Source organism: Paenibacillus macerans, assembly GCF_050565405.1.
In the GTDB taxonomy this organism is placed as follows: Bacteria; Bacillota; Bacilli; order Paenibacillales; family Paenibacillaceae; genus Fontibacillus; species Fontibacillus macerans_B.
In genome coordinates this window covers 63703-78165 of sequence record NZ_JBNYYG010000006.1, presented here as the reverse complement: position 1 = coordinate 78165, position 14463 = coordinate 63703, and the positions used below count along the sequence as shown (strand labels likewise).

16 protein-coding genes and 1 pseudogene are annotated in these 14463 nt (G+C 45.9%); 4 read left to right on the top strand and 13 right to left on the bottom strand.

Annotated elements, in window-relative coordinates; all coding sequences use genetic code 11:
- From ACQ4N8_RS06820 to ACQ4N8_RS06810, 3 genes are read right to left on the bottom strand one after another with little or no spacing between them, the layout of a single operon-like run.
- Positions 1-1257 carry an acyltransferase family protein gene (locus ACQ4N8_RS06820; RefSeq protein WP_430703581.1) on the bottom strand — a complete coding sequence of 419 codons (1257 nt, stop codon included), beginning with the start codon at positions 1255-1257 and terminating at the stop codon, positions 1-3.
- Positions 1257-2018: an NAD-dependent epimerase/dehydratase family protein gene (locus ACQ4N8_RS06815; RefSeq protein WP_430703580.1), complete on the bottom strand. Its 762-nt coding sequence runs from the start codon at positions 2016-2018 to the stop codon at positions 1257-1259. The genes ACQ4N8_RS06820 and ACQ4N8_RS06815 overlap by 1 nt, the downstream gene beginning before the upstream one ends.
- Positions 1996-2277: a GDP-mannose 4,6-dehydratase gene (locus ACQ4N8_RS06810; protein ID WP_430703579.1), complete on the bottom strand. Its 282-nt coding sequence runs from the start codon at positions 2275-2277 to the stop codon at positions 1996-1998. The genes ACQ4N8_RS06815 and ACQ4N8_RS06810 overlap by 23 nt, the downstream gene beginning before the upstream one ends.
- Before the next feature lie 116 nt (positions 2278-2393).
- Between ACQ4N8_RS06810 and ACQ4N8_RS06805 the strand changes: the two genes are divergently transcribed.
- The 4 genes from ACQ4N8_RS06805 to ACQ4N8_RS06790 all read left to right on the top strand — a co-directional run bounded on the left by ACQ4N8_RS06805 (position 2394) and on the right by ACQ4N8_RS06790 (position 6065).
- Positions 2394-2927: a TetR/AcrR family transcriptional regulator gene (locus ACQ4N8_RS06805; protein WP_430703578.1), complete on the top strand. Its 534-nt coding sequence runs from the start codon at positions 2394-2396 to the stop codon at positions 2925-2927.
- A gap of 160 nt (positions 2928-3087) precedes the next feature.
- A complete protein-coding gene (locus tag ACQ4N8_RS06800; protein WP_430703577.1) occupies positions 3088-4581 on the top strand; it encodes a peptide MFS transporter in 1494 nt (497 codons plus the stop codon).
- A 234-nt stretch (positions 4582-4815) separates the two neighbouring features.
- Positions 4816-5004 (top strand): nitroreductase family protein, encoded by a 189-nt coding sequence (locus ACQ4N8_RS06795; protein ID WP_430703643.1) that lies wholly within the window; start codon positions 4816-4818, stop codon positions 5002-5004.
- 173 nt (positions 5005-5177) lie between these two features.
- Complete coding sequence (locus tag ACQ4N8_RS06790) at positions 5178-6065, top strand: selenium metabolism-associated LysR family transcriptional regulator (protein WP_430703576.1); 888 nt, start codon at positions 5178-5180, stop codon at positions 6063-6065.
- Positions 6066-6078: 13 nt separating this feature from the next.
- On the opposite strand, the gene ACQ4N8_RS06785 is transcribed toward ACQ4N8_RS06790, so the two are convergent.
- The 10 genes and pseudogenes from ACQ4N8_RS06785 to ACQ4N8_RS06740 all read right to left on the bottom strand — a co-directional run bounded on the left by ACQ4N8_RS06785 (position 6079) and on the right by ACQ4N8_RS06740 (position 14384).
- Positions 6079-6567 (bottom strand): hypothetical protein, encoded by a 489-nt coding sequence (locus tag ACQ4N8_RS06785; RefSeq protein ID WP_430703575.1) that lies wholly within the window; start codon positions 6565-6567, stop codon positions 6079-6081.
- The gene (locus tag ACQ4N8_RS06780) at positions 6551-7744 is read right to left on the bottom strand and encodes a cobalamin-independent methionine synthase II family protein (protein ID WP_430703574.1); all 1194 of its coding nucleotides are present in this window, start codon (positions 7742-7744) and stop codon (positions 6551-6553) included. The genes ACQ4N8_RS06785 and ACQ4N8_RS06780 overlap by 17 nt, the downstream gene beginning before the upstream one ends.
- 78 nt (positions 7745-7822) lie before the next feature.
- Positions 7823-8641: a phosphate/phosphite/phosphonate ABC transporter substrate-binding protein gene (locus ACQ4N8_RS06775; RefSeq protein WP_430703573.1), complete on the bottom strand. Its 819-nt coding sequence runs from the start codon at positions 8639-8641 to the stop codon at positions 7823-7825.
- Positions 8642-8663: 22 nt separating this feature from the next.
- Positions 8664-9791, bottom strand: coding sequence for an acyl-CoA dehydrogenase family protein (locus ACQ4N8_RS06770; protein ID WP_430703572.1), 1128 nt, complete (start codon positions 9789-9791; stop codon positions 8664-8666).
- Positions 9792-9948: 157 nt separating this feature from the next.
- Positions 9949-11496, bottom strand: coding sequence for a tetratricopeptide repeat protein (locus ACQ4N8_RS06765; RefSeq protein WP_430703571.1), 1548 nt, complete (start codon positions 11494-11496; stop codon positions 9949-9951).
- 182 nt (positions 11497-11678) lie between these two features.
- A complete protein-coding gene (locus ACQ4N8_RS06760; RefSeq protein ID WP_430703570.1) occupies positions 11679-12128 on the bottom strand; it encodes a hypothetical protein in 450 nt (149 codons plus the stop codon).
- Between the two features lie 288 nt (positions 12129-12416).
- Entirely contained in the window at positions 12417-12563 is a 147-nt protein-coding gene (locus ACQ4N8_RS06755; RefSeq protein WP_430703569.1) for an NAD-dependent epimerase/dehydratase family protein, read from the bottom strand.
- Positions 12564-12616: 53 nt separating this feature from the next.
- Positions 12617-12883 (bottom strand): AraC family transcriptional regulator, encoded by a 267-nt coding sequence (locus ACQ4N8_RS06750; protein WP_430703642.1) that lies wholly within the window; start codon positions 12881-12883, stop codon positions 12617-12619.
- Between the two features lie 27 nt (positions 12884-12910).
- Positions 12911-13138, bottom strand: a pseudogene (locus ACQ4N8_RS06745) (AraC family transcriptional regulator N-terminal domain-containing protein); the annotation flags it as partial.
- Between the two features lie 358 nt (positions 13139-13496).
- Positions 13497-14384 (bottom strand): AraC family transcriptional regulator N-terminal domain-containing protein, encoded by an 888-nt coding sequence (locus ACQ4N8_RS06740; RefSeq protein ID WP_430703568.1) that lies wholly within the window; start codon positions 14382-14384, stop codon positions 13497-13499.
- Between the last annotated feature and the right edge of the window lie 79 nt (positions 14385-14463).

The following is a 14463-nucleotide window of genomic DNA, read 5'->3' as shown; positions in this document are numbered from 1 at the left end:
TTATGCGGCTTTGACCGCGTGCGGTTCCGTCCGCTTGCGCCGAAAGAACGGTTTGCCTTTCGACCAATTGATGAACGGCTGTTCTATGTAATAATATGAGATCGTCGCCGCCGCATACGAGATGGCGACGACGGATACACTGATGCCGAGCCATCGCCACACGTCTTCGACCCCGAAATAGCGATAATCCTTAATCCCGTACATATCGATCAACGTAATGAACAAATAGTGCCAAATATAAAGGCCGAACGAGATTTTCGCGGTAAATCGGAAAAAGCGGTTATCAAGCCAACGCCCTAACATCACGCTGAACGGTGCCGCCAACAGCACGACGCCGAATAAAATGGCATAAGTCGGGAAGTAGTACGGCTGCTGCTGGAGGCTGAAGTCAAATTCACCTAGGTGGCGCATGCGCCAGATCAGCAAGCCGGCAAGCACCAAAGCGGCTGCCCCGACTGCGTCGAACAGCCCGAGCTTGCGTAACCGCTCGATGGCGGTGCCGCGCTGCATGATCCCGACCGTTACGCCCGCCGCCAGGATGCCGATGGTGAAGTGGCCGAAGAATCCGATCGGATTGTAATTCGGCATCCAGTATTTTGCCCCGCCGATCTGGCCGAATTGCCAACCACGGCCGTTCTCGCTTGGCGTAAACCACTGATGTACGAGCGAGTTGGCGGCAAGCACCAATCCGAACGCGACGAACCAGAACAAGATCGCCTTACCGAAGGAACGCCGCTTGCCGAGCAGGAACAATAAGGCCATAAACAAAGGCATAAGCACGTAGCTAAACACCTCGAGGCTGATCGACCAGAACGGCCCGTTCAAGTCGGACGGAAAAAACGTCGTATAGTGGAAGCCCGCCGCAAACGTGAAACCCGTTATGATTCGCCGCCACAAGAACTCCGTAGGAATGTCCAGCCTCCATACGAGCAACAGACAAACCAAGAATGAAACGTAGAAGCCGGGCATAATTCTTGCAGCGCGACGCTTGGCATACGTTCGGATACTCGGAAACGCCTCATTTTCCAAGTAAGCGCTCCAAAAGGGGAACGACAACAAAAATCCGCTCAATACGAAAAACAGGCTGACCCCACTGTTCCCAAGCAAGACAACCGACTGCACTTCTTGAAGCCAATGTTTTTGCGCAGGCATCGCTAGACGTTGGGACAAATGATGCAGGATGACGGACAAGCAAGCGATTGCACGAACTCCATCCGCTCCTGTCAATCGGGTACTGCCTAACCGAATCTGTGACATCAGCTCAATTTCCCCTTTTCCGAAATGACTTCCCGTACGGACCGCCGGATCCCCATCCCCATGATGCGGAATGCCGTTCCAGACCTTAGGTACTTCATATCTTTCAATAAATCATAGGCAAATCCTTCAATGATTCTATGATTCAGCAGGAAAATAATTGAGCCCTCGGCACTAAACCGGACAGATTCATCGCAGATAGCCTTCCCTAAATGTTTCCTTAGAATATTTGCAATTTTTAACGTTGAAAGATTTTCTGCACTAGAAGCTATAAAACGCTCTCCATTGGCTTCAGGACGTGTCATTGCCAAAATATGCAACTCCGCAACATCCCGAACATCTACATAATCAGAATAAATTTTAGGGACAGCTTTTAGTTTTCCTTCCAACATTTGGCGAACAATATCATTGGAATGGGAATAGTCATTGCCTAGGATTGGCCCCATCACACCCACAGGATTTACGGTTGCCAATTCCAATCCACTCCCTTCTTGTTGGATAAATTCCCAAGCAGCTTTTTCAGCGAGTGTCTTGGACTTTTGATAGGGATGAATTTTTGCGTCTGTATTTGACCAGTCTTTTTCGGTGTATGGTCCTTTGTGATTCTTATGTCCCACTCCAATTGCTCCGAAAGCGGAAGTTAAAACAACACGTTTGACCCCTGCATCACGCGCTACTCTCAACACGCGCAATACACCTTCACGTGCCGGCCCAATCATTTCATTTTCATCTTTATAAATTTTATTGGGGGTTGGAGAAGCCACATGGATGACATAATCTTGCTCCTTTAACAGCCTGATCCCAGTTTTTATCAGAAGATAAATCCGTTTGAATAAATGACAAATCTTCAAGATTTGTCACCCCACCTGTCTTTAACATGGCTTTTATTTCATCTTGTCTGCTCATCGTACGAAGTGTTGCTCGCACACGATACTGTTTCTCCAGTAATTTCAAAATGATATGAACAGCGATAAAACCTGAACCTCCGGTCACAAGCACTAAGGGTTTGTTATTTTCCGGCATCGTGAAAACTCCTTTTAATAGACGTTACACTTGTAACATGTTTTACACTATAATAAGACTGAACAGGATCCATAGCAAGCAACAAACCGGCATGTGTGACAAATGGAGGAAGTGTTATGGCAGCAACCGACCACGCACAAAACATCAAGAAAGACACAAAAGAATGGATTACTTTGGCCTTGCTAGAACTTTTGCAAACGAAAAAATTATCAAAATTGACTATTTCAGAAGTCGTCAAAAAAGCTGGAGTCAGCCGAATGGCATTTTATAGAAATTTCAAAAGTCTTGAACAAGTTTTGGAGGAGTACTACGAACCAAAATTTGCGGATATTTTTCATAAAATTGCATTTCAAAGCAGCCACGAACAGAAAATAACAGATTTGACGAATTTTTTTCTTGCACTGTCTACTGATTTCCAAATGGCCATTGAAGGTGATTACACCGAGTTACTTTATCAAATTTTCAAATACCATATTACTCAATTTTATGATGAGATGATTCCCTTTCCAGATTGGACTGGCGCAAAACGAAACTATTGGATTCACTTTATGAGTGCTGGCGTGTTTGAAGTTTGGGTGATGTGGATAAAAAATGGCCAAAAAGAAACCTTGGAAGAAATCTCGGCACTCATACGCCTTTTTCATAAATAAAAATAAGGACCTTGGCATCCCATTCTTGGAGTAATGTCACATCCAAACCTTTCACCAATGCTGTATACTTTTTCTTTGTGTCCGCTATAGAGCCTAATATGGGATTGAAGGTCGAAAATGTCTCATAATGGGTATTCTTATCAAGGGAGGAAGCTGCAGCATGGCTGATTTAAATAAACAAAAAATTGTTGAGAGCGTTCCGCAACGGGGATTTTTTGGACATCCCAAAGGGTTGTTTACGCTGTTCTTCACAGAGTTTTGGGAGCGCTTTTCCTACTATGGAATGAAAGCGATCCTGGTTTACTATATGTATTACGAACTGAGTCAAGGCGGACTCGGCATGGATGAGAGCACAGCTCTCGCCATTATGTCTATCTATGGTTCACTTGTCTATATGTCTGGGATTATTGGCGGTTGGTTAGCGGACCGGATATTCGGAGCGTCAAAAGCTGTATTCTATGGCGGCATATTCATCATGCTGGGGCATATCGCCCTGGCCATCCCGGGAAGTATTTCATTATTTTTTGTTTCCATGGTTCTGATCGTGCTAGGTACAGGCTTGCTGAAGCCTAATGTATCCAGTGTTGTAGGAGAACTTTACAGCGAATATGATGGGCGCCGGGATGCAGGATTCAGCATATTCTACATGGGTATCAACCTGGGCGCATTCCTCTCTCCGCTCATCGTAGGAACCGTCGGCATGAATTACAATTTCCACCTGGGCTTCGGCATTGCAGCCGTCGGCATGTTCCTGGGATTAGCCATTTTTATCTATACCAAGAAAAAAAACCTCGGCCTTGCAGGCACTTTCGTACCAAGTCCGTTATCACCGGCGGAACGGAGAAAGGCGTTCCTTAGAATCGGTATCAGCGTATTGCTTCTCGCAGTTATCGTCGCCATTGCCATCCCGTTAGGTTTGTTAACCTTCGATTCGTTTATCGCGATCGTAGGCATTTTGGGAATTCTGATTCCTACGTTATATTTTATTGTCATGTTCCGTAGTCCACGAACCACAAGCGTTGAACGCTCCCGGCTTATCGCTTATATTCCGCTGTTTATTGCAGCAATTATGTTCTGGGCGATTCAAGAACAAGGGTCAACCATCCTTGCCAATTATGCAGATAAGCGGACGCAATTGGATTATGCCGGAATTCATATTTCGCCGGCTTGGTTTCAGTCTTTAAATCCATTATTCATTATCACCTTGGCTCCCGTATTTGCCTGGTTATGGATAAAGATGGGCAAACGGCAGCCTTCGATTCCGAAGAAATTCGCCTTGGGCTTATTGTTTGCCGGATTATCCTTCCTGGTGATCCTCTTACCGGCTTACTTTGGCGGCGAGGACTCCTTGGTCAATCCGTTGTGGCTCGTGCTCAGTTATTTCATCGTTGTGCTGGGGGAGTTATGCTTGTCTCCTGTAGGACTATCGGCTACGACCAAATTGGCCCCCTCCGCTTTCTCGGCCCAGACCATGAGCTTATGGTTCTTGTCCAGTGCGGCTGCCCAAGCGATGAATGCACAAGTTGTTAAATTCTATTCGCCAGCCACAGAAATGGCGTACTTTGGTGTCATTGGAGGAGCGGCCATTCTCCTCGGTATTCTGCTTTTCTTATTCTCCTCAAAAATCCAGGGGTATATGAAAGGGATACTGTAACAAGTACCTCAATTATCTCCTATGGGCCACTCAAGGAATATCAGGTTCAACGAAGACCGGACTTACCCTTCGAACGGTGCCGTGCAGCGGCGCAACCCATACCTTTGAAACCTACCTTTTCATTATGCGGGTGGAGGGAATTCGCCAAGGAATCTACCGATATTTACCGGTGGAACACAAGCTCTTATTTATGTCTGAGCTGGATGAGATTGACCAGAAGATCGATGCCATTACATTACAAAAAAAATCCTGATCGATATCGGACACGTTTCTCAGAACCTTTACCTGGCAAGCGAATCGATCGATGCGGGAGCTTGTGCGATCGGGATTTATGATCAAAATCTAATCGACGAGGTATTAGGTTTAGACGGAGATGAAGAATTTGTTCTTTTCCTCGGCGCTGTTGGGAGAAAACGAAAATAGCAGGATCGTCATCGGATTGTCACAGGGCTGGCCTTCATTTCATAGATTTTTTGGAGCGTATGGACACATGCTTCGTCTTCTCGTCATCGTCCTCTGTGTGGAGATACCACTCCACAAGGGGGGATCACGCGTTCCTTGGCAAGGTTTGTTCGTATGAGGTATGATTCATTATAATGATCTTTAAGCAGGTGATTGGATTGGACATGAAATATTTAGAGACCTTCATAAGAGTTTGCGAACTGGGGAGCTTTACGGCCGCAGCCGATGCGATGAATATCAGCCAGCCGGGCGTCAGCAAGCAAATTGGGCGCCTGCAGGCCAACCTCGGCGTTACTTTGTTGCGGCGTGAAGACAATGGGATCAAGCTGACCGAAGCCGGACGTGAAGTATACACAAACGGGAAAAAAATACTTGCGATGTGGAACAAGCTATCAGATGCCTGCCACAGTGTAAGCAACCAACTGTCGGGCCTCCTGCGCATCGGTGCCAGCACCATCCCTGCCAAATACCTGCTACCCAGGATCCTGATAAACGTTCACTCTACCTACCCGCACCTGGAATTGTCCGTCAACGTTGCGGATTCGCGGCATATTTTGGATTCGCTCTATCGCGGCTGGATGGATGTAGCCTATGTGGGGACTAAACCCGAGCATCCCGGAGCTCATTATATCCCTATGGCGGCAGACAAACTGGTTGTCATCTCCAACCGGCCCGAATGGTCGGACCGGGATTTACAGGACTGTCCGTTCATTCTTCGGGAGACCGGCTCCGGCACGCGAACCGCCTTCGAGCAGGCCTTATCGGCCATGGGGCTAATGCCGGACAAAGTGAAATGCGCCGCAGAGGTCAGCGATACCGGGCTGATCCTACAGCTGGTCGAAGCCGGAATGGGACTTGCCGTCGTCTCCAGTCTTGATGTCGAAGACCTGATTCAACAGGGCCGCATTAAGGTCGTGCAGGAATTACCGGCCGAGCGGCAATTTTACCTTGTATTCATGCGCGACTCATCCAGCCAAGCCCTTATAGATGCGTTCGTGCAATCGGCAACGGCCCCTGTCTAAAATTGCGGAAGCCTCATATCAGCTTTTTAAATCGGACCTCAAGCTCCATGGATCTTTTTAACGTATTGTAAATAGGGGATTTGGCAAGCGCACCAAAGCAAAAATCATCAAAAGCCTTGTCCTCGAGATCCGCATATAAAAAAATAGTGACTGTCATTTTTCCGATAAACGGTTCTTCATTATACCCTTTTACACCAATCATAGATAAAGGGTTCTCCAGAGAAAGGTTCAAAACTCCCTCAATTTCTTCAATGATGGAGCCCCTTTTTTTCGACTGCTCCAAAAACGATAAGAGGATACTGCTTAACACGGATCCTGCAAAGTATTCAAGACTGCTGATTGGCTTGTATTCCGAGTCAAAGCTGATTTGCTTTTCGATCTGAAAGCTGTTTTTATTCGTATAAATCTTCACAGAGGAGAGATTATTCGATGTCCCTCTAAAGTTGATATCGAACATTTTGGACTCGTACAAGGAGTTTATTTCATCATTTGCCCGCTTCATCATATTGGCTCCTTAGGATGGAAGCTGCTTCCGTTAACGAGCGTACTTTACCCGAAATCGTATCAAGTACATTGACAGGACTATTGGAGAAGGTTGCAAAACCGCAGTCCGGATTCAGCCATATTCGATCCTTCGGAAGATAGATCATGGCCTCTTGCACCCTTGAAACAATAGGATCTAATGCCTCAATTTCATCCGTACGCGGATTGATTACGCCTAAACCAAGCGCCGTATGTTCTGCAATCCTTGGATCGGCTAATAATGAGTCCAGTTCCCCTGCCCTTGGCGTTGAGAATTCAAGGGTTAGTAAGTCCGGATTCACCTTGGCAAATAACTCAAGCAGCGGTGTATAAGGTCCGGTCAATAAAGTACTTTCATTCTTGCTCCAGTTGCCTCTGCAGACATGCAGGGAAGCGACCGTCTTGGTCCGGTCGATATGCTCCATAATCTGTCCAATCAAGGAACCTGCAAATTCAAGCTCCTCTTTAGGATCCTTTCTCTCGGAAAGAGCCGCGCACATAAAGGACCGTGGCTTTCCTTCTGTGAACACAACCTCGGTTAATACCGGTTCATCAAATTGAATCACGTCAACCCCTATGCTTACAAGGTTTTCGATCTCTTCCTTCAAGATCCTGATCACATCTTGCCCCAGCTCTTCCTTGCTCCCATATACCTTGCCGGAGAGATTAGGAAGCCACATCGAACGGGTAAGCAGATAAGGACCCGGCAATGTGATCTTAACAGGTTTGTCGGTGAACTTCTTCAGGCTAAACAGCTCATTGGCGACAATATCCCCCTTGTATTGCAGCTTACCTACACAAATCGCATTTTTAATACTCATAGCCGGAACATCAAGTGCAGTCAAAATGCCCTCAAACGCCTTCTTATCATCAACATAATCGAGCATCTCACTCATGCTCATCATTTGAACGCCGCCAATTTTATCGGAGACGAAGGACACATAATTATCCCGTCCCAATTCGCCGCTTGTGATGATATCCATCCCCAAATCCTCTTGCAGCTTGACGACTTTGTGAGTCTCCACTTCAATAAGCTGTTTGAAGTCGTTGGGTTCGATCCTTCCACTTCTTATCATTCTTAGAGCGCTTAGCATCATCTTTGATCTTGGCATGCTTCCGATTAAGGAAGTAGGAAATAACGGTAACTGCTTCTTCATGTGTCTGATCTCCCAAAGTGAATATAAATAGTGAAAAGAGAAGTAGCAGAAATATCCACGCTTCTCTTTTTCATGGAGTTACTTAGTCAAGAACTTCAGATAGTCATTGGCTTCACGCAACTGATGGAATCCCGTGGTTCTGCCTTCAACCCATTCCTTCAAGCCTTCCATATTCATCATTTTCTGATGGGCCTCATTGGAATAATCCATTCGATGAAGCACCTTTTGCCACTCCACAAACTTTTCCGTTGAAAAATCAGGATGCGCTGTGAAAATGCAGTGGTCAAAATCCGCCGTTGTATCTAGGCATACCAATTGATTCTCATCAATGGTGCCATCCTTCTTCCAAGCTTCCCAGTTCAAATCCAGTGTTACAGAGGCGTCAACCGTCCCCGCCATCAAGGCTTTCATGGCATCCAGTTCTCCTCCGACATGGTCCCCATGGAGGCCAACGCCGATATCAAACCTTTTCTCCGTATAGTCCGTCCCATACTCAAGTCCATATTTATGCAAGTGGTTGATCGGAATCAATCTGGCTTGAGGAGAATCTATAGCTCCAAAACCAATCGTCTTGCCCCGCAGCCCATCGAGATTGGTAATGCCGCTGTCTTTCCGAACAACGAGGATCGTCCTTCGGTCTCTATCCGTATCTCTCATGGAACCCATTTGGCATTTCCCATCGGTTCTTAAATAGGTATCCAGCCATGCCAGAGGGGAATTCCAGGCGATGTCAATTTCCCTATTCATCAAGCCGTCAACCTGATCTTCATAATCCTTATAGAAGACACAGTCGATTTCCAGCCCTTCCTCTTTGAAGAAATCAGCGATAATCCCCCAGATCACGGTAACCCGCGGATCATAAATCACCGCGCCGACTTTAATCTTATTATCACTCAATCGAGCTCACTCCTTTGTTTCTTTAGGGAATCATCTGACCCGTTAATGCTTTTCCAAGCCATACAGACAAAACGTCGGCACTTGGAGCCATAATTTGACCCGCATATGCATCTCGGAGCAACCTTTCGAGCGGAAGAGCCTTATTGTAAGCTTTCCCTCCGCCAACTCTCATGGCTAGCCTTCCACATTCGATGGCAGCTTCCGAGGCCAAGATTCTGGCCGCCAAAATCTTGGCAAGCGCGTCAGCTTCTCCGTTAGCGCCTGCTCTGGCCGCTTCCATCGTGATGGATTTTGCGGCAGATGCCTGCTTGTACATATTCGCTAAATGAACTTGGATAGTTTCAATATTGGACAAAGTGCTCCCATCCGGATATTTCCTGTTCATAGCATGACCGCTGGCTATTTCGAACATATGCAAGGCCGTACCGCTGTATATGGCTCCTAGCCCTGTGATGAAGAATGGAGCAACCACATTGAATACCTGCTCCTCGCCCGAACCTTCCGCTCCTATGCGGTGGGATGAATCCAACGTTACATGGTCGATGTTCATGGGACATGACGAATTGCCCCTCATTCCCAGTCCCTTCCACTCCGATATGTCAAAAGACAGGCCTTTTGATTCCAAAGGGAATACCCAATTGTTGGTCTTCCCCTCTTCAACAGATGGCGCAAGAACGAGATAGTAGGACGCATAGGATGCGGACGTTACCATGCTCTTCTTTCCGTTAAACGTTGTGTGATCCCCATTAACTTCAGCACTCATTCCCGGAATATAAAAGTGGGTACCTGACCCGTATTCGCTGTAGGCCAAAGCCATGAACTTTCCGTCTTCTATAATGTCTTTGAAAATCTTCTTTTTCAGTTCGTCGCTTCCATGAGTGACCAAACACATGACTGCAACATTATGCATCATATAGCAAAGAGCCGTAGTGGAGCAGGTCTCCGCGAATGCCAGACAAGCCTGGGCATGCTCCTCAAGTCCTTTGCCCGATCCGCCGTATTCCTCTGGAATAAGGAGTTTCAAGAAGCCTTGTTCGCCTAGCTCCTTAAAGGATTCCTCAGGAAATCTCGACTCTTTGTCTGTCCGTTCTGTGTAGGGTGCTATGTAGGACTTTGCAAAATCCTTGCACTCTTGATAAACATGATTCATAGAGATTCCTTCCTTTTCCCGGTGATATTATTTGCCGCACACGAATCATCTAAAATAATATATCATAACATTATTATTAAATGATAGTTTCTCATGTCGATCATAACAAAATGGAATAACCTGAACGGACGTATCCCGATTGGGGCTAACAGCGAAATTATACGGACTCAATTCCGTGCACCAGTGCCAATGCCGCTTCATGATCCGGTTCATGTTTTAATAATTCTCTCGTGTAATTCAAAGCATCTTCTTCTAATTCTAATTCGAAGCAACAAATGGCTAGACAATAATATACGGTAGATACAATCTCCTCCTGGTCCTCATGAACCGATATTTCCAAAAACCGTTTGGAGTCCTCGTACATCTCCATCTCGAATAGTAACAATCCGGCCTCAAGCGCGATATCGTAACGCTGCTCCATGATGTAATACGAGGACCACATAAGCTGTATCCCCCGAAAGATATCCTGCTTTTCTTCATCATTTGCATCCAGCAGCAGACTAGAGATCTGCTTCGTGCTCTGGATGAAAAATTCCGCGTCATATCCGCCTAATCGCCAAAAGCTTAATATTTGCTGCAAATCCATGCTACCTATATTGGGATCAACCCATTCCTTCAAGCTGAAAAATTCATCCGGACCAAAGCGCTCAATAAATCGTCGATAGGCTAATCTGGTTTGGAAGTAGTCCGTCGGCGTATCTATGTTGATCATACAACCTATATTGATATTTTTATAATGATGCGGGGGAAATAACGTGAGAGCTCCCCTCTGTTCCAAAACCTGCTGAATCGCATGATAATTTGCCGTTAAAGAGAAACTTCCATGTAGTATTAGCTCCGGCGGTTCCGCAAATTTCCAGTCTTCAAGCAAGTGGTCGCCTTTGTCTGCCGTTAGCAACAGAAATCCCGCTTGGGACAAATGATTCAACCGGTCTAAACAAGCTAATCCTGCGGCTGGAAATAAAATATGCGAATCTTCTAATTGTTTCTGGTAGACAGTGATGACATCATGATAAGGATAACTTTCTTGCTCGTACTCCGGCGCCCGCCGATGCTCATAATGCAAAGATATGTGATCAAGCAATTCGGATGGTTTTAGTGAACCCCTACATTCAGGATATTCAATGAAAACATCCGCTTCATAAATTTGACCTTCCCCCACATAAAGCAGCTCTTGCGGAATACTATCAAAAAAGTAGTTCGCCACAATGACTAAAGGTTGTTTTAAATCCCCTTCACGAATAGTGGCGTCTGACACAATCAAGTTTAGAACCGTATCTTGAACGGCATCGAATCGCGCAAAGTCGAGTATTCCCTTGGTTATAAAAGATTGTAGAGCCGGATGCTCCTTCCAGGCCAAAACGTTATCCATCGCCAAATCCGTCATGATATATCGATACGAAGGCAACGCTATCCCCGCATAGTCTATCAACCGAGATAATTCGTGTATCACCTGGAAAGCAAAACGCCCAGCGCCTGCCCCAAGCTCCACAATAAGAACCGGCTCTGAGCGATCTTCCTTATCTGCCCGATCTTGAAGAAACCCGAATATCATTTCTGCATAGGCCGCAGCGATCAATGGATTGCACGTTATAAATTGAGGAACTTGGTCGTTGTTCCACGCCTTCAATCCTTCTTCTTCATAATATTTCCGCTGAATATCCCATATTGGTGCTTCACTAAAGCGGTAACGATGTTTATTCATACCTGTTCTCCATTTTGTTTTTTCGTTATCGTGATACAAACCTCGATTTTGGCTTATTATAACCTATATTCATACTGTCCTGCTTGGCCTGATCAGATTGCTCCCGGTTCCGATTAGAGCAGGTGCATCTTGTCTTCCGCTTCACCGCGTTGTCTGTAACGACAAGTTTTAGGGCTTAGTGTTTATTTTCCTACAACATCATCGACTAGGGTAGGACCTACCGGTTTCCAGCCAAGCCTCTCCCGTATCAAAGAATTGGACGTCGGATTATCCATTATTACGAATGGTGTAAGCCATCCAAAATGCTCTTCTGCTGCTTCTGGAGAAATGCTGATCACCGGCAGGTTCAGACTTAGGCCGATTGCCTCAGCGATATCCCTAAAAGGTATGCCTTCTTCACCAGCACCGTGAAGCCTTGACCCGGCTGGAGCAGATTCCAGAGCCAATCGAAATAGCTTTGCAGCATCGAGCCTATGTATGGCCGGCCATCTGTTCCATCCATCGCCAACGTATGCTGAAACACCTTTTTCACGAGCAATGTCAGCTAGACTTGTAGCAAAGCCATGCCTAGTGGCGTCATGTACACATGGAGAGAGCCTTACAGCAGTTGACCTTACATTACGTTCAGCCAATGCTAGTGCCACCTTTTCAGCTGCACTTCGCGGCATTCCTGGTGACCCGTCCTGTGGCTGATCTTCCTCTGTAGCAGGTCGCCCTAATGCGGAACCATTGTAGTTACAGAGGTAATAATAAGGGGTTTGCCAGAGCCAGCAAGGGTATCTCCCATTGCTTCAATGGCATGAAGATCTTCTGTAATTGCTCCGCCAAAGTCAGTGAAACTATTGTCAAAGGCCAAATGAATGACACCGTCCGCTGCTGCGGCTCCACTTCTGAGACTGTTGATGTCATTAAGGCTGCCTCTATGCACTTGGGCCCCCATTGCATTTAAGCGCTGCAGCAGACTTATCTGAACGAGCAAGCCCAATAACTTGGTGACCGGAGTTTATACGTTCCTTTACAACAGCGGATCCGATAAAACCAGTAGCTCCTGTAACAAAAATACGCATAATCATATCCTCCTAAGCACTTCATAATAAGGTTAAGCCATCTCTAGTACATATTACAATCCGGGCGATCGGACGGAATACTCAAAACCTATTTGCCTGGATAGCATAAGGTTCCTTGCCTCCTGCTCCTGCAGCCGCAGTTCTTTTTGATATTTCAATGGGCTCATCGAGGTAACTTCCTTAAAATGTTTATGAAAAACCGAAACACTCATATGAGCAAGCCTTGCCAGCTCTGAAACCTTCATTGGCTCATTAAAGTTGTTGCGAAGCCACTCGATTGCCTTTGCCACCTGCCGTACACCTGAATCTGCAAAGCCCATTTCGGCGATGTGAATACCAATCTGGCTTCGCAGCAGCCGCACTAAAATCTCATCCTTAACAATTGGGGCAAGTAATTCGGTATCACTTGGATTGTGCAGGCATTCCATTAACCTCGTCACCGCATTAACAATACCTATGTCAGCCTCAGTGACATAACCTACACTCCGGGTTTGCACAGCGGGCAGTCCCTGTGGGTAAATTTTCGGAATAAACTCCGCAATTTTTTCCGGTTCTAAGGTCAATCCTACGGCGAGAAATGGCTGCCGAGAATACTTTAGTGTCTATTCTTCAGTACCGTATATTAGATACACTCCTTGTAGCAAGAGGCGCAGACAGTTATAACCGGCAACTGCAGCAATATCAAAACGAGGAGAGAGAATATGAAATCAAACAGAAGAACCGCAATAATGGTAGGAGATGATTAGTGCGACGGTTACATTCATGATAGGAAGTGGGCAAATAGAGTCAGTCCTAGGCAATCCAGAGTATCTGAACAACGTCTATCCAAATAAAACAAAACTAAAGAGGTCGCCAGGAAGTACGACTTGATTTCGTTACCTAAGTGATGATTTACTTCTTCCTATAGATTATGGTCTGATGACTCATATGTATTCAACGCAAGGAAGATTGACGCAGATAGTGTATATCTCTTAGCGGAGGACGTCCAAAAAAGCGGGCGTATTCTCGATTAAATTGGGAAGGGCTTTCGTACCCAACGCGAAATCCTGCGGTAGCAGCATCCACATTTTCCGTAAGCAGCATTCGCCTTGCGGTTTGCAAACGAATAATCTTTTGATATTGAAGCGGACTCATTGCCGTTACTTTCTTGAAATGCCTATGCAAGGTCCGTGGACTCATGTTGACCATCCTGGCCAAATCTTCAATGATTAAAGGCTCGGAATAATGATAATTGATCAATTGTATAGCTTCCGATACACTCCGTACAAAGCTTCCGTTCACGGCAAATTGTTTCAATAGCTCTCCTTTCTCGCTGTGAAGCACCCTGTAATATATTTCCTGCATAATCAGAGGAGCTAGCACCTCAATATCAGATGGAGTCTCCAAAAGCTTGACGAGGCGTAAAACCGCATCAAGCAAGTCCGAGGTGGACGAATTCAAGATGATTCCTCGTTCAGTCTTATTCTTGTTCTGAGGACTCGGCGTCTTCGCTACTTGGAGAAGAATATCTGGATTAAGGGTTAATTGTAAGCTTAGGTACGGATGGTCTGGCGATGCTGCAGTGATTTGCCCGATGACAGGCAGATGAACAGATGAGACCAAATAACTTCCGGGCTCAACCAAATATCTATCCTCTGCTAAAGCAACCGTCTTCGCACCTTGAACAACCATGTAGAAGGAAGGAAAGCTGTTGCTGTGTATAGGTTCCGAGGGCTGTGATATACATCTGAAATAAAGCTCTGGAATTGCTGTATGATGTACGCCATCCATAGAGATATGACGATCTATATATCGGACTAACTCAGAAATAAACCATGTCATGTTTCTGTACCCCCCCTTGTTCTTTCAAATCAGATAAACCCATTGTAATTAATCCAGGCAGGATTAGGCAAGAATAAGG